A 26,204-nucleotide genomic window follows, 5' to 3' on the forward strand; every position below is an offset into this window, starting at 1 on the left:
CGCGCATGGCGCCGTCGCGCGGGCCGGGCCGCACCCGCTTGGGGCCGACCGCTTCGGCCACCCCGGTGATCGCCTCGATCATGCCTGCCACCTGCGGCCCCGCGAGGCCGTAATAGCGATGCCGGCCCTGGCTGGCCAAGGTCAGCAGCCCACCCTCCATCAGCTTCGACAGATGCGAGGACGCCGTCGGCAGCGAGACGCCGGCCTCCAGCGCCAGTTCGCTGGCCGTCAAAGCCGTGCCTCCCATCAGCGCATTCAGCATGTTTGCCCGCGCCGGATCGCCGACCAGGCTGGCGATGCGGGCAATGTCGGGTCCTTCACGCATAGTTAGGTCTCCATCGAAGCATTCTTGTCAGATAAGCATTATTGTCGGGCGAGATCAAGGAGAACGCCGATGCCAACCGCTTCCGCCCCACTCGCCAGCCGCCGGCCGTTTCCATTCGTCACCTGGCTGCAACGGCGGCTGCTCGCCCGCTGGTACGACCGCCACCTGCAGCGGCTCGGCCTCGCGGAGATGGACGACCATCTGCTGCGCGATCTCGGCCTGACCCGTGAGGATGTGCGCCGCGAATGCGCAAAATCCTTCTGGCAGGCCTGACCGCCAGCGCTTTTGCTTAGCAGACCCTGCGGCACAACGTTTCGACGCCGCTCGAACTATCCACGCGAAACCCAAGGAGATCACGATGACCATCACCTGCTTCATCCGCTATGAGATCGACCCGTTCGGCAAGCCGGCCTTCGAGCAATATGCCAAGGCCTGGGGCCAGGCGATCCCGCGCTGCGGCGCCGATCTGATCGGCTACTACGCCCCGCATGAGGGCTCGGCCACCACCGCCTACGCCGCCTACAACATCGATAGCCTCGCCGCCTACGAAGCATATCGCGCCCGTCTCGCCGCGGATCCGGCGGGCAAGGCCAATTACGAATTCGCCCGCCGCGAAAAGTTCATCTTGAAAGAGGACCGCATCTTCCTGAAGCTGGTGTCGGGGCCGCATGGACCGCGGCAGCTGTTCCAGACCGCGGTCAAGGAGGAGATATGATCGCTGTCATCTTCGAGGTGCAACCGGCTGAGGGAAAGCGCGATGCCTATCTCGGCATCGCTGCGGAACTCAGGCCGCTGCTCGACGGCATAGACGGTTTCATCTCGATCGAGCGGTTTCAGAGCTTGGTCGACCCGAACCGCGTGCTGTCGCTGTCCTTCTGGCGCGACGAGGAAGCGGTGAAAGCCTGGCGCAACACGGAAGAGCACCGGCAGGCGCAAAAGGCCGGCCGTGGCGGAATCTTTGCCGGCTACCGGCTGCGCATTGCGCATGTGCTGCGGGACTATGGGCTGACGGAGAGGGATGAAGCGCCGGCCGACAGCCGGGCGGTGAATGGGTGACTAGGTATCGGCGTCGCGCCAGGCCCCCTCATCCGGCCGCTTCGCGGCCACCTTCTCGCCGCTGGGGAGAAGAGACTGGCGCAGGCGTCGAAAACCTCCTCTCCCCTCGGGGAGAGGTCAGCCGAGCGAAGCGGAGGCTGGGTGAGGGGGCGCTTGGCGCTCATGCATTCCCGATCAGCACCCCGGCCGCAAACACCAGCGCCCCGCCCAGCACCACCTGAAACGCCGCGCGCAGGAACGGGGTTTGCATGTAGCGGTTCTGCACGAAGGCGATCGCCCACAATTCGAAGAACACCACGACGGCCGCCACCGCCGTCGCCGTCCAGAAATGCGGGATGATGTAAGGCAGCGCGTGACCGAGACCACCCAGCGTCGTCATGATGCCGACGGTGAGGCCGCGCTTGATCGGCGAGCCACGCCCCGACAGCTTGCCATCGTCGGAAGCGACCTCCGTAAAGCCCATCGAGATGCCGGCGCCGATCGAGGCGGCGAGGCCGACCAGCAGCGTCTGCCAGGTGTCGTGCGTGGCAAACGCGGCGGCAAAGATCGGCGCCAGTGTCGACACCGAGCCGTCCATCAGCCCGGCCAGTCCCGGCTGCACATAGGTCAGGATGAACTGGCGCTGCTCGGCGCTGGCTTCCTCGTCCTTCACCTCGCCCGGCACAAGTTTCTGCTCCAGCCGATGCGCCGAATTCTCATGGCTTTGCTCGGCCGCTGCAAGGTCGTTGAGCAGTTTTCGGGTCGAGGCGTCGCTGGTGCGCTTGGCCGCCTCGACATAGAAGCGATAGGCCTGCCGCTCCATCTCTTCGGCTTGGCGGCGCACATGCTCGATGCCCAGCGGCCGCACCAGCCAGTCGGGCTTGCGCTCGTAATAGCCTTTCACGTGCTCGCGGCGCAGCAGCGGAATGCGCTCGCCGAAACGCTTGCGGTAGAGCTCGATCAGGGAATCACGATGCCCGTCCTCCTCCTCCGCCATCGCCTCGAACACTTTCGCCGATTGCGGAAAACTGTCCGCCAGCCCGTCGGCATAGGCGCGGTAGATGCGCCCGTCATCCTCTTCGGACGAAATTGCTAGCGCCAGGATCTCCTGTTCCGACAGCGTTTCGAAAGGACGGCGGCCGAAACCGAAGACACGGGAAAGCATGAGAAATTCACCCCAGTTTAGAACAATTCTAAACTAGGCGCTGCAGTCTCCGCGGTCAATCGCCGGTCAAGAAATGTTGAAGCGCCGGGCTGCCACGCGCCCTTCATTATCAGCGGATGTTCACCTATATAGGTTGCGACACGCAAAGCGAAAGGTATGAGCAAGATGACGGCAAAGCCGCACGACCACTTCGATCCGAAACCCGTCCTCGATCTCATTGCCAGCATCGAGGCCGATTTGCAGCGGCTGAAAGGCCTGGTCGAACAGCAGGTCGAGAAATTCGACCCCGCCAATCCGCACAACAAGGCGCCCGACGGCAAGCTGACCGAGGAGGGCGTCGAATGCTGCTACCGCCTGTTCGACGAAGGCAGGTCGCGCTACTCGGTCGCCCAGCAGATGAAGATCTCGTTTGCCGCCGCGACGCACCGGTTCAACTCCTGGCGCAAGGCGGGCGGGCCGAAGCGGCAGAGGGCGTTGATGGGATAATTGGCGAAAGCCGCGGGGAAACCCGATCTCCCCCCTCGTGGGGGAGATGGCCGGCAGGCAGAGGGGGGCGCTGTCCCGCCGACCTTTCCCTGCCTAAAGCCCAGCACCGGCACTGTTCAGGATGCGCCGCCAAGCCCAGCCGCAATCACAATATGCTGGCAGACATTGTCGATGTCGCGGATGACGTCGTCATTCCAGAACCGCAGGACGGTCCAGCCATCTTGTTCGAGGTGCGATGTCCGCGTTTAATCACCGGCAGCCGCGCCGGCGTCCGCATGCTGGGAGCCATCGACTTCGATGACCAGCTTCTTCTCCGGGCAAGCGAAATCGACGATGTAGGCGGCAATCGGAAATTGTCGCCGGAAGCCAAGCCCCATCAGCCGGTGGGCACGAAGTTCGTTCCAGAGCTTGAGTTCGGCTGGCGTCAGGACTTTGCGCATCGATCTGGCGTTTGCGCGATGTCGAGGCGATAGAGGCGTGTGCGGCATTACGATGCTCGGTGGTTGCGGAGGCTTGCGCTCTATGGCGCCCCCCTCTGTCCTGCCGGACATCTCCCCCACTTGGGGGGAGATTGGCTGTACTTCCTACGGCGTCAGTTCAATCTCTTCCGTCTCGCCGCCATTGCAGGTGTAGCAGCAATCCTCGCATTTTTCCTTGTTGTTGGGGCCGACGCCCCAATAGGTTCCCTCGTCGCCGTCGACCCAGGCGCCGTAGCAGATGGACTCGCCTTCCTCGCACGAGACCGGGATCTGCTTGGTCTCGCCATCGTCGAGATAGAAGTCCTTGTCGTTGCCCGGCCAGACATAGTCGCGGTCCTGGCTGTAGAGCTCGAGGCGCATGGCGTTGGGATGGCTGTTCTTGACGGCAAAGGTGATGTCGGCGGCGTGCGCGGCCGGCGCAAACAGCGCGGCAAGCGAGAGCGCGACGACGACGCGGCGCAGACAAGTGAAAGACATGGTGTTTCCCCCGAGGCAAATCGGCCCCCCGGCCGAGGGAATCAGCATCGCACGATGGCGGCTGACATTGAAGGGCGGGGCGTGACTGATTTTGGGGGGATTGGGAGAGGTTGGTGGAGCTGCTGATCTCCCCCCTCGTGGGGGAGATGCCTGGCAAGGCAGAGGGGGGCGCTGTCCCGCCGACCTCTCATTCCTGCAGCCGCGTCATTTCAATTTTAGGCTTGCTGATCCATACGCTGGCCATCCTTCGCGCCCCCCTCTGTCCTGCCGGACATCTCCACGAGGGGGGAGATCAGCAGCTTCGGCGCCCCGCCCCTCACTCCACCAGATCGATCGTCTCGGTCGTTTTCTCCACACAGATGAAACAGCACGTATCGCAAGGCTGGTCATTATCCGGCCCCACCCCGGCCGAAATCGCATCATTGCCGTTCACCCAGGCGCCGTAGCAGATATTCTCGCCCGGATTGCACGAGATCGGCACCGATTTCTGCGAGCTAGGCTCGATCAGGAACACCTGACCACCACCCGGCCACGACATCTTGCGATCACGGCTGAACAGCTCCACCGCGACTGCCTGCTTGCGCAGGTTCTTGACGAAGAACGCCATATCGGCGGCGTGCGCCGGCGTGGCGATGAGGAGGGCGGCAAGGGTGAGGCGGAGCATGATGGGCGGTCCCGAATCGGAGATGCGAGGGTCGCACGCCGCGAGGGCCGGGCCTAGAGCCACGGCTAGGCAAGTCCCCCTCACCCGGACTGCCAGCCGAATTGCGAAAGACAATTCGGGGCAATCCGACCTCTCCCCGAGGGGAGAGGAGCTCGCTCGGCGCTGGTGCTCGCCTCTTCTCCCCAGCGGGGAGAACGTGGCCGCGAAGCGGCCGGATGAGGGGGCGGCCTCGTGATACCCTACGCCCCCTACTGCCCCACTTCACATGCGGCGCCAGCCGTCGGATCGCGTCAATCACCTCGGCGACTTCAGCAACGTCCATATCCAGCCGGCAAAAGTCAGCACCAGGAACGATAGCCGGCGGCGGGCAGCGGCGCCGAGGTTGGCAGCAAGGGAGAGCCCCACAGCACCATGGCCACCGTCACCACAAACAGCACGGCGGCGATGAGGCCGGTGAGCCGCATCCAGAGTGCAAAGGTGTTCGCCGCGCTGATCAGGACGAGCGCTGCCGCCCACAGCGAGATGCCGCCGACATAGGATGGCACGCTGGCCTCCAGCCCCGCCGCATTGCCTGAAATGATCAAGCTCTCGCCGGCGAGGAAGGTGAGGAACCCGGCCGCGACACAGTCATTGCCCAGCCGCTGGTATTTCATGGTCAGCAGCGCGGTGGCCACCACGAGCGCTGCGCCATCGATCGCCCACAGCGTTTCGCGCAACGGCACGCTGGCGACGAAGGTGCCGGCCAGGCCGAAGGCGCCGCCTATGGCGAGGCCGGTCGCGGCGACGGTGTCGGATGTGCGCATTTGGTGCTCCCTATCAGCGGAAGAGTACCCCCAAATGCGGCTTCGTTGAAGGACGGCGTCAATTCCCTGAAGATCGGTGGACCTGCCTTAATCGAAAACAGGCACCAGATGCACCTCCCTGCCTTCCTCCTCTAGATGTATAACGCCAGCCATTACTCGGACCTCCGAAAGCAGCCTCACTGCATTGTTGCCGGGCATCGCGCGTCCTGCTCGCGCCAAGGACGTGCTTACAATCTGAAACGCCTTATTCTCAGATCTCGTCTCGTGATATCTGCATTCAATTGAGCCGTCCTCCGCCCTCTTTCCTGCGAAGCGCATAAACCAATGAAACATTGGCTTCGTTGGGCCATCAAAGAGCGACAGTTGGTTGTCCGATGACATCTTGACGAATCCGCCGAAAGCACCGGTCCCAAGAAGAAGGCTTGCCCTGCAAAAGACTCTATGCGGGATGTTCCCCTGTCGTATTACTTCAGCGCCTACTGCCGAAAACTCCTTTGGTGATTCTAAGTAACTTCGTTCTAACTTATCGACCCAACTGCGCCGCACAAATATTCTATCGGCTATGCTCCGAACAACCGCCTCCTCTACCTCTCTCGAGGTGCGTGGCACTCGGTCAAGCCTCCCTGCGATTTTGTCGTATACCAGATGAGCGTATTCATGGCATAGTATATACCTCGCGTCGCGACTAGACATAGGGGCAAGCGTAATATTGTTTAACTTCCCCTCACGCGCAATCCTTGCAGTAACGCCGGCCAAGCTGCTCGCGAAGTGAAACGTCAATTCAGGCGACTCTTCAATAAATCTGAAGACGTCGGTGTAGTATCCATATGTATACTTATAAAAGGTCCTCTTGATTAATTCTTCAACTCGCTCCGAGAACTCCGCTGATAATATTGGGTGGTGACCAGCTTCCATCTATCTACAGCACAGCATCAATCGCCTGATCTATGTAATTCTGTATAACGATCCCAATCTTCTCACCAGCAGCTCCATGGAAGCTCAGGTTGTTCCCGACAAACGCCTTCGCCGCGTGCTTGCTGACGGCTTTCCTGTCCTTGGTTGACCGGTTTGACATCTTCTCCAGATCGTCGACCTTTTCCCTGAAGAGCACCTCGAAGGAATCAATCGCCCGCACTTTACCCAAAAAGTACCCGTCAAAAGCGCGCCGCGCCGCGTCTCTCTGATCTTCGCTGAAATTCGGGGATGCAAGGAGGTGAATGCCCCAGAGCCTTTTATGTGACTCTTTAAGCAAATCGAGCCTCGGCTTAACTATTGCATCGTCGATTTCGCTCAATGGAATTTGACGACCGCGCCAATCAACGATCGCTCGAGCGACTTTGGAATTCATTTTACGAGATGGCGGGAAAATCAGCACGTCCCCCGGAGCGCCCCCAGCCCAAAAACTGATGTCGTCCTCAATCTTGGTCCGCAGTTCGGGCTTCTTAAGGACGCTTAGCGCCTCTTCAGCTAGATCGGACCTATCGCCGCCGTCTCCAAACTTATCTATGCCGTACTTTTCGATCCTTTTGTACAGACGGCGCGACATGATGTCAGATGCAAGTCGTTGAGCTACTTCGAGCTTGGGAGCCTTCAATCCAGAAAGGTAATCCAAAAGGCTATCATCAGAATATTTTAGCATTGCAAGCGAATTTAACTTCCCATTGCGAACGGCTTCATAAACAGCTCTTCCAATCATCGCGTCGACAATGATTTTTGCATGATGGAAGTAAACTCGTTCGCCAATCATATACCGAGCTTCGAGCAAACTCGTGAGATCCGTCAGAAGATCGGCGCGAGCTCGGCCTTCATTCTTTTTCCATAGCCTTATTACAGGGAGCGTTTTTTCGATTCCGTCCTCAGATATTACCGAAACATACATGTAGTTTTGTATTCTTTCGGATACGTTTATATTCAAATTTGTAAAGTAACTATCTCGTTTAATATAATCAAATAGATCGGCGCATACGGTATTGCTCACGAGAAAGAAGGTGACTTCGTCGTTTACAGCATTCCCGGTACTTTCCTCTACAGGTATCCGCTTTCTCCCGCCGATTAGGAAGACATTTCTGAAGCGGTCATAAATCTCCGCGCCATAGACCTCGACTATGATCCGTCCAATCTCACTGTTGGGCCCCAATGTTTCTTCAAATCTGGACAGATCGCTATCATCACTCTTTTGAAATTCATCATGCGACGGAAAAATCTTCAGCTCATCTTCTAGAGTATGTCCGAATGGAACATGCGTTATGTCGTGAAGGAGAGCGTAGAGGCGGGCTATGATCCTCTGGCGTGGCGTGATTTCGATCGGTTGAGAGATACTGTATCCCTGGGATATATTGTCGTTAATTTTAAGAATCAACTGATCAACTTCGTGGAGCACACCAAGGGAATGGTCAAATCGCGTATGGAGGGCGGTCGGATAAACATAGCATGAGGCTCCCAATTGCTTGACACGTCTTAGCCTCTGGAAAGCAATGCTGTCGACGACCCTCCATTCGCCATAAGTTAACCGGACGTCTCCACTTACCGCAATTCGAATGGTCTTGACGAACTTAAGAGAGCCATTTGGCATGATGGTACCCCCAACGTCCAAGGCCGGCGCTGGATCAAACTCTAACTTTGTCTGTTGCGATGTAGCCATTGAAAGTCCCTCCCCCTAACATATGGTAAAGAGACGATTAAATTGCAACGATCGGGTAGCTGAGCCGTCAGGGCTGCCGGCCGACTTCTCAATCCCCCATCTTCAGCGCCTGGATAAACGCCTCCTGCGGGATATCCACCTTCCCAAATTGCCGCATCCGCTTCTTGCCCTCTTTTTGCTTGTCCAGCAGCTTGCGCTTGCGGGACACGTCGCCGCCGTAGCACTTGGCGGTGACGTCCTTGCGCAGGGCCGAGATGGTTTCGCGGGCGATGACCTTGCCGCCGATGGCGGCCTGGATCGGGATCTTGAAGAGGTGGTTCGGGATCAGCTCCTTCAGCTTCTCGCACATCTGGCGGCCGCGCTTTTCCGCCGCCGTGCGGTGGACCAGCATGGACAGCGCGTCGACCGGCTCTTCATTGACCAGGATCGACATCTTCACCAGATCGCCTTCCTTGTAGTCGGTCAGATGATAGTCGAAGGAGGCGTAGCCCTTGGAGATCGACTTCAGCCGGTCGTAGAAGTCGAACACGACTTCGTTGAGCGGCAGGTCGTAGATCAGCATGGCGCGCTTGCCGACATAGGACAGGTCGGCCTGGATGCCGCGCCGGTCCTGGCAGAGCTTCAGGATGCCGCCGAGATAGTCGTCGGGCGTCAATATGGTGGCGCGGATCCACGGCTCCTCGATGGCCGAGATCTTCACCACGTCGGGCATGTCGGCCGGGTTGTGCAACTCCTTTACCGAGCCGTCATTGAGCAGCAGCCGGTAGACGACGGACGGTGCCGTGGCGATCAGGTCGAGGTTGAACTCGCGCTCCAGCCGCTCCTGGATGATCTCGAGGTGCAGCAGGCCGAGGAAGCCGCAGCGGTAGCCGAAGCCGAGCGCCGCACTTGTTTCCATTTCGTAGGAAAAGCTGGCATCGTTGAGGCGCAGTTTGCCGACGGCGGCGCGCAGATCCTCGAAATCGGCGGCGTCGACCGGGAACAGGCCGCAGAACACGACCGGCTGCGCCGGCTTGAAGCCGGGCAGCGCATGCGCCGTCTGGCGCTTGTCCTCGGTGATGGTGTCGCCGACGCGTGTGTCGGCCACTTCCTTGATCGAGCCGGTGAAGAAGCCGAACTCGCCGGGGCCGAGCTCGTCGACATTGATGCGGGCCGGCGTGAACACGCCGGTGCGCTCGACCAGATGTTTTGCGCCGGTGCCCATCATGCGGATGGTCGCGCCCTTTTTCAAAACGCCGTCGATGATGCGCACCAGAACGATGACGCCGAGATAAGCGTCGTACCAGCTGTCGACCAGCATGGCTTTGAGCGGTGCTGACGCATCGCCCTCGCGCGGCGGCGGCAATTGGTGGACGATTGCCTCCAGCACGTCGGGAATGCCAAGGCCGGTCTTGGCCGAGATCAGCACGGCGTTGGAGGCGTCGATGCCGATGACTTCCTCGACCTGCTCGCGGATGCGCTCGGGCTCGGCAGCCGGCAGGTCGACCTTGTTCAGCACCACGACGATCTCGTGGTTGTTGTCGATGGCCTGGTAGACATTGGCCAGCGTCTGCGCCTCGACACCCTGCGAGGCGTCGACGACCAGCAGCGAACCCTCGCAGGCGGCCAGCGACCGCGACACTTCATAGGCGAAGTCGACATGGCCGGGCGTGTCGATCAGGTTGAGGATATAGTCCTCGCCATTGTTGGCGCGGTATTTCAGCCGCACCGTCTGCGCCTTGATGGTGATGCCGCGCTCGCGCTCGATGTCCATCGAGTCCAGCACCTGCTCCTTCATGTCGCGCAGCTCCAGCCCGCCGGTGGACTGGATCAGCCGGTCGGCAAGCGTGGATTTGCCATGGTCGATATGGGCGACGATGGAGAAATTGCGGATGTGGTCGAGAGGCGTGCTCATGGCGCGCGCTTTAGCAGGGGCGGGTTGCAGGGGCAAGCGGGGTGGCGGTGCCCTTGCCTTCTCCCCTTGTGGGAGAAGGTGGATCGGCGCGTAGCGCCGAGACGGATGAGGGGTGTTCCAGCTTGACGCCGGCGTTCTTTCACCGCCATGGCTGCAAACTGACATCCCTTACATAAGCGATTATCGTGGTGCAGACGCTGTCCATGTCTTTCAGGACATCGTCGTTCCAAAAGCGCAACACACGAAAGCCTCTCGCCTCCAGTTCCGTTCTACGGGCCTGGTCTGACTCTGAGTCCGCATGCTGACTCCCATCGATCTCGATGATGAGGAGTGATTCAAGACAAGCGAAATCGGCGACGTATTTTCCAACAGGAACTTGGCGCCGAAATTTAATCCGATCGAGCCTGCGGTCACGTAGTTCGTGCCACAGTTTGTCTTCCGCCTCCGTCATTTCACGTCGGAGCGAACGGGCAAAGTTTCGTTTGGCAGGAGCGACGGGCTGATGTGGCATGACGTTAGATTAACCAACGTCTCACTCCGCTGGAACACCCCTCATCCGTCTCGGCGCTTCGCGCCGATCCACCTTCTCCCACAAGAGGAGAAGGCAACGACGCGTCCGCCCCCAATCACGAAGCGGTGAACCATGTAACGAAGCCAGATCGGAAGAGCACACGNTGCTCATGGCGCGCGCTTTAGCAGGGGCGGGTTGCAGGGGCAAGCGGGGTGGCGGTGCCCTTGCCTTCTCCCACAAGAGGAGAAGGCAACGACGCGTCCGCCCCCAATCACGAAGCGGTGAACCATGTAACGAAGCCCCGGGCAGCGACGAAGTGTGGGATGAACCCGCCGCAACGGAGACCCCCGATGACTGGACTTAACCCAAAACGCGCTGGCATGCTGGCTGCCGTAGGCGCGGCGCTGATGATGCTTGGCGGCACCGCCTTTGCCCAGCCGCTCACCGTGGTCGAATTGTTCACCAGCCAGGGCTGTTCGTCCTGTCCGCCGGCCAATGCCAATCTGATCAAGGTCAAGGACCAGCCGGGCGTTCTGGCGCTGTCGTTCAACGTCACCTACTGGGACTATCTCGGCTGGAAGGACATTTTCGGCCGCGAGGAATTCACCCAGCGCCAGGTGCGCTATGAGCCGTCGCTCGGCCGCTCCGGCCCGTTCACGCCGCAGGTGGTGGTCAATGGCGGTGCCGACGCGGTGGGCGCGGCATCAGGCGAGATCGAGCAGCTGATTTCCGCGAATGGCCGCACGAAGGGGCCGACGCTGTCGCTCGACGGCGGCAAGATCAGCATCGGCGTCGGTTCCGCGCCGGCCGGCCGCGCCGATGTCTGGCTGGTTCGCTACAACAAGGGCGTCGTCGAGGTGCCGGTGGCGCGCGGCGAGAACACCGGCCGCACGCTGCCGCATGCCAATGTCGTGCACTCGCTGGAGAAACTCGGCAGCTGGAGCGGCGGCGCCACCACACTGCCATTGCCGGCGGCAAGCGGCGGGCTGAGCACCGCGGTGCTGGTGCAGTCGCCGGGTGGTGGGCCGATCCTGGCTGCAGCCGCCGACTGATTCTTTTTCTACGCAACGCCGCTAGCGCGGCATAACCGGGCTCGCATCCGCGCGCCCTCTTCAAGGAGGAAATACCATCATGACCAAGACCCTGACCGCGCTCGCTTTTGCGCTTTCGATGACCGGCTTCGCCGCCGGCGCCCGTGCCGACGAAGCGACCAACGCCATGAAGCCGGCGATGGCCACCGAGGCGATGAAGCCCGTGACCGATGCCATGGCGCCGGCGACCGATGCCATGAAGCCCGCCGATCCGATGGCGACGAATGCAATGAAACCCGCCACCGACGCCATGAAACCGGCCGATGCCATGAAACCCGCAACGGATGCGATGAAGCCGGCGGACGCCATGGCGCCCGCGCAATAAGGCTTGCACCCATGGCCCGGCCGCACAGTGGCCGGGCCGGCGCACGGCAATTTGAGAAACCTGGCGGGACGTTCTGTCGTATAGTCTTCGCCACCATCAAGGAGATCAGACATGACCGGCATTGCAAGGACGAGAACGCCGATCTTCAAGAGCGCGCTTGCCGCGCTCATCGTCGCCGCCGCCGCGGCCGCCTTCTGGCAGAGCCCGGCCCGTTCGGCCGAGGACGCGGTGGTCATCCCGCCGCCGGCAATGGACGAAAAGGCCGCCAGCGGCAGCGAGAAGGCGATCTTCGCCGGCGGCTGCTTCTGGGGCGTGCAGGGCGTGTTCCAGCACGTCAAGGGCGTGACCAAGGCCGTCTCCGGCTACACCGGCGGCGCCAAGGATGACGCCGTCTACGAAACGGTGGGCAGCGGCCGCACCGGCCACGCCGAATCGGTCGAGATCACCTACGATCCGTCCAAGGTGACCTACGGCCAGCTGCTGCAGGTCTATTTCTCGGTCGCCCACAACCCGACGCAGTTGAACTTCCAGGGCCCGGACTCGGGCACCCAGTACCGCTCGACCATCTTTGCCGAGAATGGCGAGCAGCAGAAGATCGCCCAGAGCTACATCGCCCAGCTCGACCAGGCGAAAGTGTTTGCCAAGCCCATCGTCACCACGCTGGAGACGGGCAAAACCTTCTATCCGGCCGAGGAATATCACCAGGACTTTCTGACGCTGAACCCGACCTACCCCTACATCGTCTACAACGATCTGCCCAAGGTGGCGAATTTGAAGGCGCTGTTCCCGGGGTTGTATAGCGAGAAGCCGGTGCTGGTGCTGGCGGGGAAGAGCTGAGCACCTAATCTCCCCCCTCGAGGGGGAGATGTCGCCGGAGGCGACAGAGGGGGTCGGTCCGACCGGACGCGACCTCCTGCGGCAGAAGAAGGTTAGCGCTCCACGCGCGGCGACCCCCTCTGGCCTGCCGGCCATCTCCCCCTCAAGGGGGGAGATCAGCTCCCTTCAATCATACGTCAGATCCGTCGCCTTGCCCCCAAACACCCGATACGCATAGAACGAATAGAAGATGATCACCGGCAGCACGACCACCGTGCCGGCGAGGATGATGGCGAGGCTTTCCGTCGCCGACGCCGCCTGCCAGATGGTCAGCCTGTCGGGCACCACGAAGGGGTAGAACGACCAGGCAAGCCCGGCAAAGCCGAGCGCGAAGATGGTGGCGAGCGTCAGGAACGGCCGCAGCGCATGGCGGTCGTCGGGCTTGGGCAGGTGGAAGGTCTGCCGCCACAGCCACATGAACAGCAGCGCCGACAGGATCGGCAGCGGCGACAGATAGAGCATTTCGGGCCAGACGAACCATTTGGCGAAGATGCGCGGGCTGGCGAATGGGGTCGCCAGCGACACCGCCGCCATGCCGAGCGCGGTCAGCACCAGGGCCGTGCGCAGCCAGGCCACCGCCTTCCTCTGCAATTCGCCCTCGGTCTTGTAGATGACCCAGGCCGCGCCCATCGCTGCATAGGCCGCCGACAGGCAGAGCGCCACCAGCGCCCCGAAAGCGATGCCGCCAAAACCGACATCGAGGCCAAGCACATAGACGCCGAGCATATAGCCTTGCGCCAGCGAGGCGATGACGGAACCGAGGAAGAAAATGCGGTTCCAGCGATGCTTCTTGCCGGCGGGCACCTTGGCGCGGAAATCGAAGGCGACGCCGCGCAGGATGAGGCCGACCAAAAGCACGAAGACGGGAATGTAGAGCGCGGTGAGGATGACGCCATGCGCCAGCGGAAAGGCGACCAGGAGCAGGCCGACGGCCAGCACCAGCCAGGTCTCGTTGGCATCCCAGAACGGGCCTATTGCCGCGATCATGGTGTCCTGCTCGGCATCTTCGGCGACCGAGAACAGGATGCCGATGCCGAGATCGAAACCGTCGAGAATGACGTAGATCAGGATGGCGAGGCCCATCAGGCCGGCGAAGATCAGGGGCAGCGCGGTTGGCCAGTCGAAGCTCATCGGTCTGTCATTCCTCTCATCAACGGTTCTGCCCTTCGCTATTGCTCCGGGCGTTCGTCATTCGAAAAGCCAAATCGTTGGCTTTTCGTCCGCTACGCGGACCATTCCTCACTCCGCTGCGGCCGGTTGCGACATCGCCGTCTTCATCACGCCCGGCAGCGGCGAGGTATCGCCGTCCTTGGCGGCCTTCAGCGCCAGGTGCACCAGCACGCCGAGATAGGCGATCAACAGCAGCACATAGAGGATGAGATAGATGGCGAGCGTCAGCGCGACATGGCTGCCGGCGACCGGGCCGATAGCGTCGGCGGTTTTCAGCACGCCGGTGACCAGCCAGGGCTGGCGGCCGATTTCGGTGGTGTACCAGCCGGCGAGCGTCGCCAGCCAGCCGGAGAGCGCCATCGGCACCATCAGCATGGCCAGCGGCCTCGGCAGGCTGTGCCGGCGCTTGAGGAAGAAGGTCGCCGACCACGAGACGATGAGCATCAAAATGCCGGTGCCGACCATGATGCGGAAGCCCCAGAACACTGGGAACACCGGCGGGTGCAGGCCGGGGTAGTCGTTGAGCCCCGGAACGATACCGCTGGTGGCGTGGCGCAGCACCAGGCTGGCGCCGTCGGGAATGGCGATCTCGAATTTGTTTTCCTTCGCCGCCTCGTCGGGCAGCGCAAACAGCACCAGCGGCACGTTGGGGCCGGTGTTCCAGTTCGCCTCCATGGCGGCGATCTTCTGCGGCTGGTGCTCCAGCGTATTCAGCCCGTGCTGGTCGCCGGCAAAGATCTGGATCGGGATCAGGATGGCGGCGGTGAAGACGCCGGTGCGCAGCGCCTTCCACATCGATTCCGACCGGTCGCCGGTGAGGTAGCGCAGCGCCGACAGGCCGGCGATCAGGAACGACACCGTCAGGCCGGAGGCAAGCAGCATATGCGTCAGACGGTAGGGCATGGACGGGTTGAAGACGATCGCCCACCAGTCGACGGGATGCGCCTTGCCGTCGATCATCTCGAAGCCGGCCGGCGTCTGCATCCAGGAGTTCAGCGCAATGATCCAGAAGGCCGACAGCGTGGTGCCGCCGGCGACCAACACCGTCGCCAGCGTGTGGACGCGGTTGGAGACGCGGCGGAAGCCGAACAGCATGATGCCGAGGAAGGCCGCTTCGAGGAAGAAGGCGGTGAGGATCTCGTAGGCAAGCAGCGGCCCGGCGATGTTGCCTACATGCTCCATATAGCCCGGCCAGTTGGTGCCGAACTGGAAGCTCATGGTGACGCCCGAGACCACGCCCATGGCGAAGGACAGCGCGAACACCTTTACCCAGGTGAAATAGGCGCGCATCCAGGCGGAATCGCCGGTGGCGTTGTAGCGGAGCTTGAAGAACAGCAGCACCCAGCCAAGCGCAATCGTGATGGTCGGAAACAGGATGTGGAACGAGATATTCGCCCCGAACTGCATTCGCGACAGGATGAGCGGGTCCATGCGGGCTCCGGCTGCTGTTTGTTGGCGCAGAATAGGCGGCGGATGCGGTTCGGTCAAAGCGGCTTGGCGTCACGCGGGGCGCGTTGTCGCAGCAGATCGTATCAAACCGTCAGCGCCCGACACCCCCATGACGAAACGGCAAAAGGGGAACGTTTGTCCACAATTGTCAGCAGCGGCATTGACTTCCGAGCCTGCACACCGACATTCAGCGCAATAATAATCCCCGCCTCTTTCAAACAGTCGTTTTCGGCCTCATGTCTTCCACGAATTTGCCTTCCATCATTTCGATTGCCGGGGTCACCAAGACCTACGCCACCGGCTTCAAGGCGCTGAAGGAAATCAACCTCGACATCGAACGCGGCGAGATTTTCGCGCTGCTGGGGCCGAACGGCGCCGGCAAGACGACGCTGATCTCGATCGTCTGCGGCATCGTCAACCGTTCGTCGGGAACGGTGACCGTCGACGGCCACGACATCAACCGAGACTACCGCGCCGCGCGCAGCCTGATCGGGCTGGTGCCGCAGGAGCTGACCATCGACGCGTTCGAGAGCGTCTGGGCAACCGTCACCTACAGCCGCGGCCTGTTTGGCAAGCCGCCCAATCCGGGCTTCGTCGAAAAGGTGCTGCGCGACTTGTCGTTGTGGGACAAGAAGGACGCCAAGGCGATCACGCTGTCGGGCGGCATGAAGCGGCGGCTGATGATTGCAAAGGCGCTGTCACATGAGCCGCGCATCCTGTTCCTCGACGAACCCACGGCCGGCGTCGACGTCGAACTGCGCCAGGACATGTGGGCGATGGTGCGACGGCTGCGCGACGACGGCGTCACCATCATCCTCACCACGCACTATATCGAAGAGGCCGAGGCGATGGCCGACCGTGTCGGTGTCATCAACCGCGGCGAGATCATCCTGGTCGAGGGCAAGGCCGAACTGATGCGCAAGCTCGGCCGCAAGCGCCTGATCGTGGAATTGCGCAACCCGCTCACCGCCATTCCCGATGCATTCTCGCACTACGCTTTGGAGCTGTCGGGCGATGGCACACAGCTGACCTACACCTATGACAACCAGAGCGAACGCCCCGGCGTCGCATCGCTGCTGCGCGAACTCGAGACGGCCGGCATCCAGTTCCGCGACATGGACACGCAAAACAGCTCGCTCGAGGAGATCTTCGTCAATCTGTTGAGGCAAGAGCCATGAATTGGCGAGCAGTATGGGCGATCTACCGGGTCGAGATGGCGCGTGCGTTCCGCACCGTGCTGCAGAGCATCGTCTCGCCGGTGATCTCGACATCGCTTTATTTCGTCGTCTTCGGCTCGGCCATCGGCTCGCGCATCACCGAGATCGACGGCATCAGCTACGGCGCCTTCATCGTGCCCGGCCTGATCATGCTCTCACTGTTGACGCAGTCGATCTCCAACGCCTCCTTTGCCATCTATTTCCCGAAATTCGTCGGCTCCATCTACGAGCTCCTGTCGGCGCCGGTGTCGTATCTGGAGATCGTCATCGCCTATGTCGGCGGCGCCGCGACCAAGTCGATCATCCTCGGCCTGATCATCCTGGCGACGGCCTCGCTGTTCGTGCCGCTCACCATCCAGCATCCGTTCTGGATGCTGGCCTTCCTTGTGTTGACGGCGGTGACCTTCAGCCTGTTCGGCTTCATCATCGGCATATGGGCGAAAAGCTTCGAGCAATTGCAGCTGGTGCCACTGTTGATCATCACGCCGCTGACCTTCCTCGGCGGCAGCTTCTATTCGATCAACATGCTGCCCGAGACCTGGCGCACGGTGACGCTGTTCAACCCGGTCGTCTACCTGATCAGCGGTTTCCGCTGGAGCTTTTACGGCAAGTCCGATGTCTCGGTCGCCGTCAGCCTCGGCATGACGGTCGTGTTCCTCGCCATCTGCATCACCATCGTCGCCTGGATCTTCCGCACCGGCTACCGGCTGCGCAACTGACCCTGCCACTCTAAATCAGGCGGTCGCCCATGCGCCGGTCAAATCAACAGTTTTCCTGGGGGCAAATTGGCCACGTTGGCCGCCACGCTTCTTGCTAGATCGCCTTGATGAGGCGCAGCAACCCCAGCATCTCGATCAGCCTGCCCTCGCGGAAGGCGATGTAGGTCGGTTCTTCGACGCCATGGAAGCGGCGCTTGAACGCCGCCTGGCCCTTGAGGTTGAACTTGCTGCGGTTGACCCAGGGCGACTCATAGGCCCGCTCGAAGGCGTTGCGCCAGAAGCTCGATTCGGCAAAGCTGTTGGCTCCGACATCGAGCATCGGCGACAGGCCGAGCGTGACGACCGAAATGCCCTCATTGCGAAACCGGTCGACGGCGAATTTGGTCAGCCCGATTTCGGCATGCGGCGAGGCATCGATGTGCTTGCGCTTGAACGAGGTGGTATAGCCGATCACCTTGCCATCCCGGAACATCGGATCGAAATCGAGCAGAGCGACGAGCTCGCCTTCCGGGCTGTAGAGCACGAAACGGCGCATATCGATGCCGAGATGATCGGCAAAGGGGCGGTTGAGGAACGCCATCTCCCAGCGCTTGACGATGCGGTCGGCCCGCCAGTTCTGTGACAGGCGCTGGACCTCGTCGAGATAGACCGCTCCTTCGCCAAAGGAAAACCCCTTCTTCAAGAGCCAGCGTTCGGAATAGCGCACGGTTTCGTTGCGCTTGCCGGAAAAATCGTGAGCCGGCAGCTCCAGCCGCGTGTCGACGCCGAGGCGGTTGACCTGGTAGCCGAGCCCTGCCAGAACGCGCGCCGTCGGTTCGCCGATCTGCACGAACCACGGGCTGTCGGCGGCTTCGACAAAGCGCCTGATATAGTCGGGCCGATCGGCCGGATGGGCGACCGGGTCACCGAGCGCGAAATGGTGCTTCATCTTGGTGCCGAAGGCGATGTAGCCGTCGGCGTCGCCGAAATAGGACAGTTTTTGCTGCACGGCGGTCGAATAGGCCAGCGAGAAGTCGCCGTGCCGGCGGACAAGCGCCAGCCGCTCGACATGCGAAAAATCCTGGCGCGGCACCTTGGCTGCGGCGCCCTCCAGCAGTCTGTCGAGAAAGATGCGCAAGGAGGGCATGGTCGAGCTTCCGCGTGCCGATGATAAACAGAGGCTTGCCCCCAAAGCCTCGAATCAGTCGCATTGACGCGACCTCATTATCGATCATATCGCCCCTGTGCCATATGGGACGTGCCATATAGGACGGGTCCCCATGGCGCACCTGAAAGGAAATCTCGACCGAATGGCGGCTACGACAAGCGAAACGATGCCTATCGTCCTGGGGCCGAAAGGACCCGACTATACGGTTATCGTCATCGGCGCCGGAGCGGCGGGGCTGGCGGCCGCCGACGCGCTTGGCCGGCGCGGCGTGCGGGTCGTCGTGCTTGAAAAGGAGCCGCGGATCGCCGAACCGTGGCGACGGCGGCACGAGAAGCTGACCCTAAACACGCATCGCGCGCTGTCGACCCTGCCCGGCCTTGCCTATCCGCCCCGCACCGCCGCCTTTCCGAACAAGGATTCCATCGTCGGTTATCTCGAGGATTTTGCCCGCGCGCGCGGCATAAGGGTCGAATTCGGCACCGCCGTCGAGCGGATCGAACGCAGAGGCAATGGCTGGCTCGTCCATACGGGCCGGGAAACGCTGAGCGCCCGCAATGTCACCGTCGCCACCGGCCGCGACCGCTTGCCATGGACGCCGGACTGGCAAGGCAAGGCGACTTTCACCGGCAAACTTAGCCACGCCGCCGATTTCGGCACAGCACAGGACTATGTGGGCAAAAGCGTGCTGGTGGTCGGAGCCGGAAATTCCGGCTTCGACGTGCTCAACCACCTCGCCCGCGCCGACACCAAGGCCATCTGCTTGTCAGCCAGGCAGGGTCCGTCGCTGATGCCGAAACGGATCGGCAAGGTCGCCGTGGCGCGCTTCGGCGGTTTCATGGCGATGCTGCCGACGTGGATTGCCGATGCCGCGATTGCCGCGACGCAGCGGCTGGTGTTCGGCGACCTCGCCCGCTTCGGCCTGCCGCCGGCGCCGAAAGGCGGCGCCAGCCGGCTCGGCGTCGAGCAGATCGCTATCGCCGTCGACGACGGCGCCGTCGCAGGAATGAAGGCCGGACGGATTTCGGTGGTGGCGCCGGTGGCGGCTTTCGAAGGCGCCGGCGTGCGGCTGAACGACGGCACGGTGCTCGAGCCGGATGTAGTGATCGCGGCAACCGGCTATCGCACCGGCTTGGAGGCCATGCTGGGCGATCTCGGCGTGCTCGACGCCAAGGGCGTGCCGAAGGCCAATGGCGGCACCCCGAGCGGCCAGCCCGGCCTGTGGTTCATCGGCATGCGGCCAAGCCTGACCAGCTATTTTCACAGCGCCGGCCTGCAGGCCGAAGCAATTGCCCGTCAGATCGCCAAGGGGTTGTAGACGAGCGCTTCTGGACGGAGAACCACCGCGCACTTCGGGCTGCTGCTGTGGTGCGGACTGGTGGTTCAACGCATCTGCAAGACGGGATCGAATATCCTGGCAATTGGCTGAAACGGCCATCCTGTCGTCATCCACGGGCGAAGCAAGGAGCGTAGCGACGCGGCGCAGACCGAGGATCCATACCGTGACTTCTGAGCTACGCTGCGTTGCAGGTTCTGCTCCGCTGCTTCCATGGCCAAGGTGCCGGCATAGATCCTGGGTCTCCGCGACGGAGCTTCGCTCCTGCTTCGCCCAAGGATGACGACGTTGAGATGCTTGCGGCCAACCTCCAAAGCAGGCGCTTGAACTCGTTCATTGCCTTGTTATATAAGATGTTATAGTTATCCAACAGACGGACACCCATGGAAGACATCATTCGATCCCTTGGCTACCTCACCCTCGGCAGCAGGCTGAAGCGCATCGGCGAGCAGTTGCAGGCCGATACGCAGCGCATGCTCGATGGGCTGGAGGTGCCGGTGCAGTCCAGCCAGTATCCTCTGCTGGCCGCGCTGGACCGGCTCGGGCCGCTGCCTGTCGGCGAGCTGGCGCAGTCACTGGGGATCACCCAGCCGGGGGTGACGCGCAGCGTGGCGCTGCTGGCCGAGTTGGGGCTGGTCGAGGCCGCGCCATCGAACGACGACCAGCGCCGCAGGATGATCTCGCTGACCGCGAAGGGCCAGCGCCTGGTCGATAAGGCGAAGAGGGACGTTTGGCCGCGCATCGAGAACGCCGTTGCCGACTTGTGCAAAGGCCTTGCAGGGCCGCTTCTCGAACAACTCTCGGCAATAGAGGACGGCCTGGCCGCGGCCCCGCTCGACCGTCGTGTGAAACAGGATGCTGCGCCATGAGCCATGTCCTCGATCGTCCGGTCTGGAGCGCGCTCGACACGCGGCATCGGATCTTTGCGTATGGCGACAGGCTCGCCAGGCGCTATCCCTCCTCAATCGTCCCCTTCGCGGCTTCCGGGGCAGACGGCGCTGAGAGCCTGCAGGCGCTCGCATGCCTCATTCCTGCAGGTGAGAGCGTGTTCATGCTCCAGGCGGACCCCATTGCCTTGCCGCCGGAACTGACCGCGACCGTGACCGCCTTCGGCGTTCAGATGGTTGCCGAGGCGCCATTGCCTTCCGTGTCGGACGAGCGTGTGCAGCAGCTGACGCAGGACGACGCGGCCGAGATGCTTGCTTTGGCGTCACTGACCAAGCCCGGCCCGTTCACGCTCAAGGCGCTGAGCCTCGGCGAGTTCTGGGGCGTGAAGATCGGCGGCCGGCTGGCGGCGATGGCCGGCGAGCGCATGAAGCAGCCCGGCTACAGCGAACTCAGCGGCGTCTGCTCGCATCCCGAATTTCGCGGCAGCGGCCTCGGCCGGCTGCTGTCGGTGTTCGTGGCCAACCGAATTTTTGCGCGCGGCGAAGTTCCCTACCTGCATGCCTATGCCAGCAATGCCGGCGCGGTCCGGTTGTACGAGTCCATCGGCTTCAGGCTGAGGGCAGAGATGAATGTGGCCGTCGTGCAGCGCGCCGGATAGGCCGCCTTGCGGGCCTCAGGCTGATTTCGGCTCCAGCCTGCGGAAACCCACGGTTTCCATAAGCATATCTTCCTCGACCATCCCGGCATTGTGCAGCGCAAGCAGGTTCAGCGCGATCTCCCGCGCCTCCGCCGAATCGGGATGCACGTCGCGCCTGCGGCAGGCTTCGTCGAACACGCGTTGCAGCCTGGCGATGTCGTCGGGTTTCAGCAGGCCACGGTCATAGACGGACTTTGGCATGGCACTCTCCTCCAGAAGAGGTAGGGCGCCATGTTTAAATGTCCATTCTTTTCCGGGGCTTGGGTGGGCAGCTGCCTGGGTTTGCGTTAATCCGGCCCGAGCGTTGCAATCAGACCGCGATCGTGCTGCCATTCATTCAGCCACCTCTCGTCATCGTCGGGCCTGTTCCGCCGCAGTCTGCTTGACGTGCCGCCACGCTTGCGAAACAAGGGCTGCCACAAACGACAGCGAGGCACAAAAGTGAGTTTCTGGGGACTGGCGCAGCTCGTCGTTTCGACGGTGATTTTCCTGCTGGCGGCAATCGCGGCCAAGCAATGGGGGCTGGCGCCAAGCCTTGGCAAGATCGTGCTGACACTGGCGCTGTATACGGCGGGCAATCTGATGATGCTGCGGCTGGTTCGTGAGTTCGGCATGTCGGTGTCGTTCAGCCTGTCGGCGGTGATCCAGCTGGTGGCGGTCAATGTGGTGGCGCTGGTGTTCTTCGGCGAACGCGTCAATGCCTTGCAGGCGACCGGCATCGTGCTGGCCATCGCGGCGGTGGTGCTGATCTCGCTCGGGCCTTACCTGCAGGGGCGACTGTAATCCGATGAAGACCCCGCGTGCGTTCACCAACTGGCTTGAATTTCCGGTGCTGCTGGCCGGGCTGGTGATAGCCGCCGGGCTGTGGGGCTTCGAGGAACTGATGGAGGTGGCGCGGGCCACCACGCCGCACGCTTTCGATACTGAGATCCTGCTTGCTTTCCGAAAAGTGGGTCAGCCGGATGTTCCCGTCGGCCCGGCATGGCTGGAAGGCGCGATGCGCGACATCACCAGCCTCGGCAGCTCCAGCGTGCTGGTGCTGATCGTAACGGCGGTGATCGTCTATTTCCTGCTGATCCGTAGGCCGAGGACGGCGCTGCTGATCTTTGTCGCGGTGGCTGGCGGGCAGCTGCTGTCGACCTTGCTCAAGGCCGGCATCGACCGGCCGCGCCCCGATCTTGTCTCGCACCTGGCCAACGAGACGTCGCTGTCGTTTCCCAGCGGCCACGCCATGCTGTCGGCGGTGACCTATCTCACGCTGGGCTCGCTGGCAGCGCGCTTCCTGCCGGGACGAACGACGAAAATCTATGTCCTCAGCCTGGCGGTGCTGGTAACGCTGCTGGTCGGCGTCAGCCGCGTCTATCTCGGCGTCCACTGGCCTTCCGACGTGCTGGCGGGATGGTGCGCCGGCTTCACCTGGGCGACGCTGTGCTGGCTGGCGGCGCGAATGCTGCAGCGGAACAAGGCGGTGGCCGGTGGCAACGAGCCCGAAGACTGACGATCCGGAGCGACATTCAAATCAGCCGGTTGATCAGCCCGTGTCCGCAGCCTGCCAGCAGAAAAACCGCCGACAGCAAGGCTGCCGACGTCGTCAAGGTCCTGAAAATCTTCAACTGATATTTCCCCGCCAATAAGAGCCAAGGCGGTTAACGTAGCATGCTCATCCCGTATCCCGCCATCCGGCTTTGTGAGGAGATCATGTTTCATGTATGCTTTATGATGGTTGAAACATCACTATGATTGTATTACACGTCGTCTCCGCAGACTCAGACGGGGGTTCCGACCGATGATCACTGCCGCCCAGATGCGCGCCGCGAGGGCGCTGGCCGGCATCGATCAGAAGACACTCGCCGAGCGTGCCGGCGTTTCGCTTCCGACAATCCAGCGCATGGAAGCGAGTGACGGCGTGGTCAGGGGTGTGGTCGATACGCTGATGAAGGTTATCCAGGCTCTCGACGAGGCCGGGGTGGAGCTCATCGGCGAGAACCAGACCAGCGAGCGCGGCGGCCGGGGCGTGCGCCTCAAGCCGGTCGCGCCGCCGAACCCGCAAGGCTGAGCCGGCATATAGTCGCGACGGCGACCGCCGACAGTCCTGCCGACGATCCCGCCGCCTTCACGCAAGCGGAAGGCAGTCCATGGATCAGATCCGGCGGGCAGTGCATCAACCGGCCCAGAAGTCGGCAAAGCCGACATTTTCAGAGCTGTTCACGCCCAAGCTGGTGACGGTCTGGCGCGAAGGTTACCGCCTGCCGCAGTTCAAGGCCGACTTCATGGCCGGGCTGACCGTCGCTATTGTCGCGTTGCCGCTGTCGATGGCGATTGCGATTGCTTCGGGCGTGACGCCGGAGCGCGGCCTGTTCACCGCCATTGTCGGCGGCTTCATCGTCTCGGCGCTCGGCGGCAGCCGCTTCCAGATCGGCGGCCCGGCCGGCGCCTTCATCGTGCTGGTGGCGGCGACGGTGCAGCGCGAAGGCGTCGACGGACTGCTGCTGGCGACGATGATGGCCGGCATCTTCCTGCTCGCCATCGGCTATCTCCGGCTCGGAACCTATATCAAATTCATCCCTTACCCGGTGACGGTCGGCTTCACCGCCGGCATCTCGATCATCATCTTCTCCGGCCAGATCGTGGAACTGTTCGGGCTGAGGCTTGCCGGGCCGGAGCCCGGGCCGCTGCTGCCGAAGCTGATGGCGATCGGCCACGCGGCCGGCACGCTCAATATCTCGGCAACGCTGGTGGCGGCGCTGACCATCGCCACCATCGTCGGGGTGAAGCGCTGGCGGCCCGGCTGGCCGGGCATGCTGATCGCCGTCGGACTGGCCTCCCTTGTCGTGGCGCTGCTTTCGCTGCCGGCGGAAACGATCGGCACGCGCTATGGCGGCATTCCGCGCAGCCTGCCGTTGCCGGCACTGCCGGGACTCAACCTCGACAAGGCGATTGCGGTGCTGCCGGATGCGGTGGCTTTTGCGCTGCTCGGTGCCATCGAATCGCTGCTCTCGGCCGTGGTCGCCGATGGCATGACCGGGCGGCGTCACCGTTCCAATTGCGAACTGGTGGCGCAAGGCTTTGCCAACATCGCGTCTGCCCTGTTCGGCGGCATCTGCACCACCGGCACCATCGCCCGCACCGCCACCAATGTGCGGGCCGGCGCGCATGGGCCGGTTTCCGGCATGCTGCATTCGCTTTTTCTGCTGGTCTTCATGCTGGTGGCCGCACCGCTGGCCAGCTACATCCCGCTTGCCGCCCTTGCCGGGGTGCTGGCGGTTGTCTGCTGGAACATGTTCGAGAAGCAGGCCTTCGCCACGTTGTTGCGCGCTTCGCGCGGCGATGCCCTGGTGCTGATGGCAACCTTCCTGATCGTCGTCTTCCGCGACCTCACCGAAGGCATCGTCGTCGGCTTCGCGCTAGGCTCGATCCTGTTCATCGACCGTATGGCCAAGTCGATCGCCGTGGAGGCGGATTTGCCGCTGGTGCAGGACGATGTCGCCGACAGCAGCGGCTGCGCCTACGATGCAAGCGAGGCAAGCGACGCCGACACCGTCGTCTATCGCATCTCCGGCGCCTTCTTCTTCGGCGCCGCCTCGACTGTCGGCACGGTGCTCGACCGCATCGCCGACCAGCGCAAGAACTTCATCCTCGATTGTTCGGCGGTGCCGTTCTTCGATTCCACCGCGGCCAATGTCATCGAGGGCGCGGCGCACAAGGCGAAGCGCGCAGGGGTGCGTTTCATCATCGCCGGTGCCTCGCCGCAGACACGGCGCATGCTGATCAACCACGGCGTCAAGCGCCCGCTGGTGACCTTTGCCGCTTCGATCAAGGATGCGCGGGCGCAACTCAAAGCCGCGCCCGTTGGCTGAGCGGGCAAATGTGCGCCGTCAGTCCAGGCTCAGCACCACGATCTCGCCCTCGTTCATCAGCGGCACGAAAATCCGCGTGCCGTCTGTGCCGATATCGGCGCTGCCCGGCTTGAACTGCTCTACAGCCTCCGGCGCCTCGCCGACTTTGTACCGATAGAGCGTGCCGGTCATGAAGGCGGTGGCGTAGATGCTGTCGCCGATGGCGACGACGCCGTCGAGGTCGGCAAAGTTTTGTGCGCCAGGCAGCGGCGTCACGGCTTTCGTCGCGAGATCGACCGACAGCAGGCCCCCGGGCGCGGCAGTGCTGAAGTCCGGCTTGATGCCCTTGCCCCAGGACGCCACGATCAGCCGATCGCGATCGGCAAAGATGCCGTTGGGTGCGGCGAGCTTCGCATCCTTCACGAACAGTTCCGGCTTGTCGCCGTCAATGCGGTAGATCGCATCGGCCAGCATGTCGGTGACATAAACCTTGCCCGAACTGTCCGATGTCACGTCATTGAGGAAAACGGCGCCGGGCACATCGATCGTCGAGATGAGCTTGCCGCTGGCGAGATCGACGATGCGCACCTTGGTGATGTCGGCGACGTAGAGCTTGCCGCCAGAGATCGCCGAGCCCTTCGGTGCATCCATGCCGGCGGTCCAGTGCCGGCTAACGACCTTGCCGTCCAGCGACAGCACCGAGAGATAGCCGTTGCCGTCGGCCTCCCCGGGATTGCCGACGATGTTGGAGACGATAATGCGATTGTTGGCGGCATCGAACAGCGCCGATTCGGGTTGCTCGAAGCCCGAGGCGCGCCAGAGTTCGGCGGCCTCGGCCGCAGGCACGAGCGCGATACCGAAGGCGGCGAGACAAATAGAGGGGATGAGGGTTTTCATGGCCAGGTCTCCTGTGATGGATGGCGGAGAGGTAGGAGTTTCGATACTTTTCCGGAAGGAAGATTCGAGCTAGTATCGG

General features: G+C 62.4%; 30 protein-coding genes and 1 pseudogene. 16 read left to right on the forward strand and 15 right to left on the reverse strand.

Annotated features, from left to right (window positions below):
- On the reverse strand, positions 1-325 hold a 325-nt coding region (locus X726_RS140130), incomplete at its 3' end, for a winged helix-turn-helix domain-containing protein (RefSeq protein ID WP_023673246.1).
- A 69-nt stretch (positions 326-394) separates the two neighbouring features.
- Between X726_RS140130 and X726_RS140125 the strand changes: the two genes are divergently transcribed.
- From X726_RS140125 to X726_RS140115, 3 genes are all read left to right on the forward strand, one after another.
- Positions 395-598, forward strand: coding sequence for a DUF1127 domain-containing protein (locus X726_RS140125; RefSeq protein WP_023673247.1), 204 nt, complete (start codon positions 395-397; stop codon positions 596-598).
- 85 nt (positions 599-683) lie between these two features.
- Positions 684-1,040, forward strand: coding sequence for an NIPSNAP family protein (locus tag X726_RS140120; protein WP_023673248.1), 357 nt, complete (start codon positions 684-686; stop codon positions 1,038-1,040).
- On the forward strand, positions 1,037-1,381 hold the full coding sequence (locus X726_RS140115) for an antibiotic biosynthesis monooxygenase (RefSeq protein ID WP_023673249.1): 345 nt from the start codon (positions 1,037-1,039) through the stop codon (positions 1,379-1,381). Before X726_RS140120 ends, X726_RS140115 begins: the two co-directional genes overlap by 4 nt.
- Before the next feature lie 160 nt (positions 1,382-1,541).
- Here X726_RS140115 and mbfA read toward each other — a convergent pair whose 3' ends face one another.
- The gene (mbfA, locus tag X726_RS140110) at positions 1,542-2,525 is read right to left on the reverse strand and encodes an iron exporter MbfA (RefSeq protein ID WP_023673250.1); all 984 of its coding nucleotides are present in this window, start codon (positions 2,523-2,525) and stop codon (positions 1,542-1,544) included.
- A gap of 165 nt (positions 2,526-2,690) precedes the next feature.
- Between mbfA and X726_RS140105 the strand changes: the two genes are divergently transcribed.
- Positions 2,691-3,011, forward strand: a complete 321-nt coding sequence (locus X726_RS140105) for a hypothetical protein (protein ID WP_031215514.1) — start codon at positions 2,691-2,693, stop codon at positions 3,009-3,011.
- 116 nt (positions 3,012-3,127) lie between these two features.
- Here the strand turns inward: X726_RS140105 and X726_RS01000000167625 are convergent.
- The 8 genes and pseudogenes from X726_RS01000000167625 to X726_RS140075 form a co-directional block, all read right to left on the reverse strand.
- Positions 3,128-3,499 (reverse strand): annotated as a pseudogene (locus X726_RS01000000167625) (endonuclease domain-containing protein).
- Positions 3,500-3,595: 96 nt separating this feature from the next.
- On the reverse strand, positions 3,596-3,967 hold the full coding sequence (locus X726_RS140100; protein WP_023673253.1) for a hypothetical protein: 372 nt from the start codon (positions 3,965-3,967) through the stop codon (positions 3,596-3,598).
- Positions 3,968-4,283: 316 nt separating this feature from the next.
- Positions 4,284-4,631, reverse strand: a complete 348-nt coding sequence (locus tag X726_RS140095; protein WP_023673255.1) for a hypothetical protein — start codon at positions 4,629-4,631, stop codon at positions 4,284-4,286.
- Between the two features lie 338 nt (positions 4,632-4,969).
- Positions 4,970-5,434 (reverse strand): hypothetical protein, encoded by a 465-nt coding sequence (locus X726_RS1000000170850; RefSeq protein WP_023673256.1) that lies wholly within the window; start codon positions 5,432-5,434, stop codon positions 4,970-4,972.
- An 87-nt stretch (positions 5,435-5,521) separates the two neighbouring features.
- Positions 5,522-6,349, reverse strand: a complete 828-nt coding sequence (locus tag X726_RS140090; protein WP_023673257.1) for a hypothetical protein — start codon at positions 6,347-6,349, stop codon at positions 5,522-5,524.
- 4 nt (positions 6,350-6,353) lie between these two features.
- Complete coding sequence (locus tag X726_RS140085) at positions 6,354-8,075, reverse strand: HD domain-containing protein (RefSeq protein ID WP_023673258.1); 1,722 nt, start codon at positions 8,073-8,075, stop codon at positions 6,354-6,356.
- 88 nt (positions 8,076-8,163) lie between these two features.
- Entirely contained in the window at positions 8,164-9,969 is a 1,806-nt protein-coding gene (lepA, locus tag X726_RS140080; RefSeq protein ID WP_023673259.1) for a translation elongation factor 4, read from the reverse strand.
- A 139-nt stretch (positions 9,970-10,108) separates the two neighbouring features.
- A complete protein-coding gene (locus X726_RS140075) occupies positions 10,109-10,480 on the reverse strand; it encodes an endonuclease domain-containing protein (protein WP_023681256.1) in 372 nt (123 codons plus the stop codon).
- Positions 10,481-10,860: 380 nt separating this feature from the next.
- Between X726_RS140075 and X726_RS140070 the strand changes: the two genes are divergently transcribed.
- The 3 genes from X726_RS140070 (at position 10,861) to msrA (ending at position 12,733) form a co-directional block, all read left to right on the forward strand.
- A complete protein-coding gene (locus tag X726_RS140070; RefSeq protein WP_023673261.1) occupies positions 10,861-11,532 on the forward strand; it encodes a DUF1223 domain-containing protein in 672 nt (223 codons plus the stop codon).
- Positions 11,533-11,611: 79 nt separating this feature from the next.
- On the forward strand, positions 11,612-11,896 hold the full coding sequence (locus X726_RS140065) for a hypothetical protein (RefSeq protein ID WP_023673262.1): 285 nt from the start codon (positions 11,612-11,614) through the stop codon (positions 11,894-11,896).
- Positions 11,897-12,007: 111 nt separating this feature from the next.
- Entirely contained in the window at positions 12,008-12,733 is a 726-nt protein-coding gene (msrA, locus tag X726_RS140060; RefSeq protein WP_023673263.1) for a peptide-methionine (S)-S-oxide reductase MsrA, read from the forward strand.
- 165 nt (positions 12,734-12,898) lie between these two features.
- Here the strand turns inward: msrA and X726_RS140055 are convergent, their stop codons facing one another.
- Positions 12,899-13,903, reverse strand: coding sequence for a cytochrome d ubiquinol oxidase subunit II (locus X726_RS140055; protein WP_023673264.1), 1,005 nt, complete (start codon positions 13,901-13,903; stop codon positions 12,899-12,901).
- 108 nt (positions 13,904-14,011) lie between these two features.
- Positions 14,012-15,373 carry a cytochrome ubiquinol oxidase subunit I gene (locus X726_RS140050; protein WP_023673265.1) on the reverse strand — a complete coding sequence of 454 codons (1,362 nt, stop codon included), beginning with the start codon at positions 15,371-15,373 and terminating at the stop codon, positions 14,012-14,014.
- A gap of 269 nt (positions 15,374-15,642) precedes the next feature.
- On the opposite strand from X726_RS140050, the gene X726_RS140045 reads away from it, so the two are divergent.
- Complete coding sequence (locus tag X726_RS140045) at positions 15,643-16,569, forward strand: ABC transporter ATP-binding protein (RefSeq protein ID WP_023681262.1); 927 nt, start codon at positions 15,643-15,645, stop codon at positions 16,567-16,569.
- Positions 16,566-17,327, forward strand: coding sequence for an ABC transporter permease (locus X726_RS140040; protein WP_023736973.1), 762 nt, complete (start codon positions 16,566-16,568; stop codon positions 17,325-17,327). The genes X726_RS140045 and X726_RS140040 overlap by 4 nt, the downstream gene beginning before the upstream one ends.
- A 94-nt stretch (positions 17,328-17,421) precedes the next feature.
- Here the strand turns inward: X726_RS140040 and X726_RS140035 are convergent, their stop codons facing one another.
- A complete protein-coding gene (locus X726_RS140035) occupies positions 17,422-18,453 on the reverse strand; it encodes a phosphatidylglycerol lysyltransferase domain-containing protein (protein ID WP_023673268.1) in 1,032 nt (343 codons plus the stop codon).
- A 133-nt stretch (positions 18,454-18,586) separates the two neighbouring features.
- Here X726_RS140035 and X726_RS140030 point away from each other — a divergent pair, with 133 nt between their 5' ends.
- The 3 genes from X726_RS140030 to X726_RS140020 all read left to right on the forward strand — a co-directional run bounded on the left by X726_RS140030 (position 18,587) and on the right by X726_RS140020 (position 21,353).
- Positions 18,587-19,789, forward strand: a complete 1,203-nt coding sequence (locus X726_RS140030) for an NAD(P)/FAD-dependent oxidoreductase (protein ID WP_156940727.1) — start codon at positions 18,587-18,589, stop codon at positions 19,787-19,789.
- Positions 19,790-20,190: 401 nt separating this feature from the next.
- Positions 20,191-20,676: a MarR family transcriptional regulator gene (locus tag X726_RS140025; RefSeq protein ID WP_023673270.1), complete on the forward strand. Its 486-nt coding sequence runs from the start codon at positions 20,191-20,193 to the stop codon at positions 20,674-20,676.
- Positions 20,673-21,353 carry a GNAT family N-acetyltransferase gene (locus tag X726_RS140020; protein WP_023673271.1) on the forward strand — a complete coding sequence of 227 codons (681 nt, stop codon included), beginning with the start codon at positions 20,673-20,675 and terminating at the stop codon, positions 21,351-21,353. The genes X726_RS140025 and X726_RS140020 overlap by 4 nt, the downstream gene beginning before the upstream one ends.
- A 15-nt stretch (positions 21,354-21,368) precedes the next feature.
- Here the strand turns inward: X726_RS140020 and X726_RS140015 are convergent, their stop codons facing one another.
- Positions 21,369-21,593 carry a hypothetical protein gene (locus X726_RS140015; protein ID WP_023673272.1) on the reverse strand — a complete coding sequence of 75 codons (225 nt, stop codon included), beginning with the start codon at positions 21,591-21,593 and terminating at the stop codon, positions 21,369-21,371.
- A gap of 240 nt (positions 21,594-21,833) precedes the next feature.
- On the opposite strand from X726_RS140015, the gene X726_RS140010 reads away from it, so the two are divergent.
- The 4 genes from X726_RS140010 to X726_RS139995 all read left to right on the forward strand — a co-directional run bounded on the left by X726_RS140010 (position 21,834) and on the right by X726_RS139995 (position 25,249).
- Entirely contained in the window at positions 21,834-22,175 is a 342-nt protein-coding gene (locus tag X726_RS140010; protein ID WP_023673273.1) for a hypothetical protein, read from the forward strand.
- Positions 22,176-22,179: 4 nt separating this feature from the next.
- A complete protein-coding gene (locus X726_RS140005; protein WP_023673274.1) occupies positions 22,180-22,890 on the forward strand; it encodes a phosphatase PAP2 family protein in 711 nt (236 codons plus the stop codon).
- 288 nt (positions 22,891-23,178) lie between these two features.
- On the forward strand, positions 23,179-23,448 hold the full coding sequence (locus X726_RS140000) for a helix-turn-helix transcriptional regulator (protein ID WP_023673276.1): 270 nt from the start codon (positions 23,179-23,181) through the stop codon (positions 23,446-23,448).
- 79 nt (positions 23,449-23,527) lie between these two features.
- Positions 23,528-25,249 carry a SulP family inorganic anion transporter gene (locus tag X726_RS139995; protein ID WP_023673277.1) on the forward strand — a complete coding sequence of 574 codons (1,722 nt, stop codon included), beginning with the start codon at positions 23,528-23,530 and terminating at the stop codon, positions 25,247-25,249.
- Between the two features lie 18 nt (positions 25,250-25,267).
- Here X726_RS139995 and X726_RS139990 read toward each other — a convergent pair whose 3' ends face one another.
- Positions 25,268-26,125: an SMP-30/gluconolactonase/LRE family protein gene (locus X726_RS139990; protein WP_023673278.1), complete on the reverse strand. Its 858-nt coding sequence runs from the start codon at positions 26,123-26,125 to the stop codon at positions 25,268-25,270.
- Between the last annotated feature and the right edge of the window lie 79 nt (positions 26,126-26,204).

Source organism: Mesorhizobium sp. LSJC285A00 (genome assembly GCF_000503155.1).
GTDB lineage: Bacteria > Pseudomonadota > Alphaproteobacteria > Rhizobiales > Rhizobiaceae > Mesorhizobium.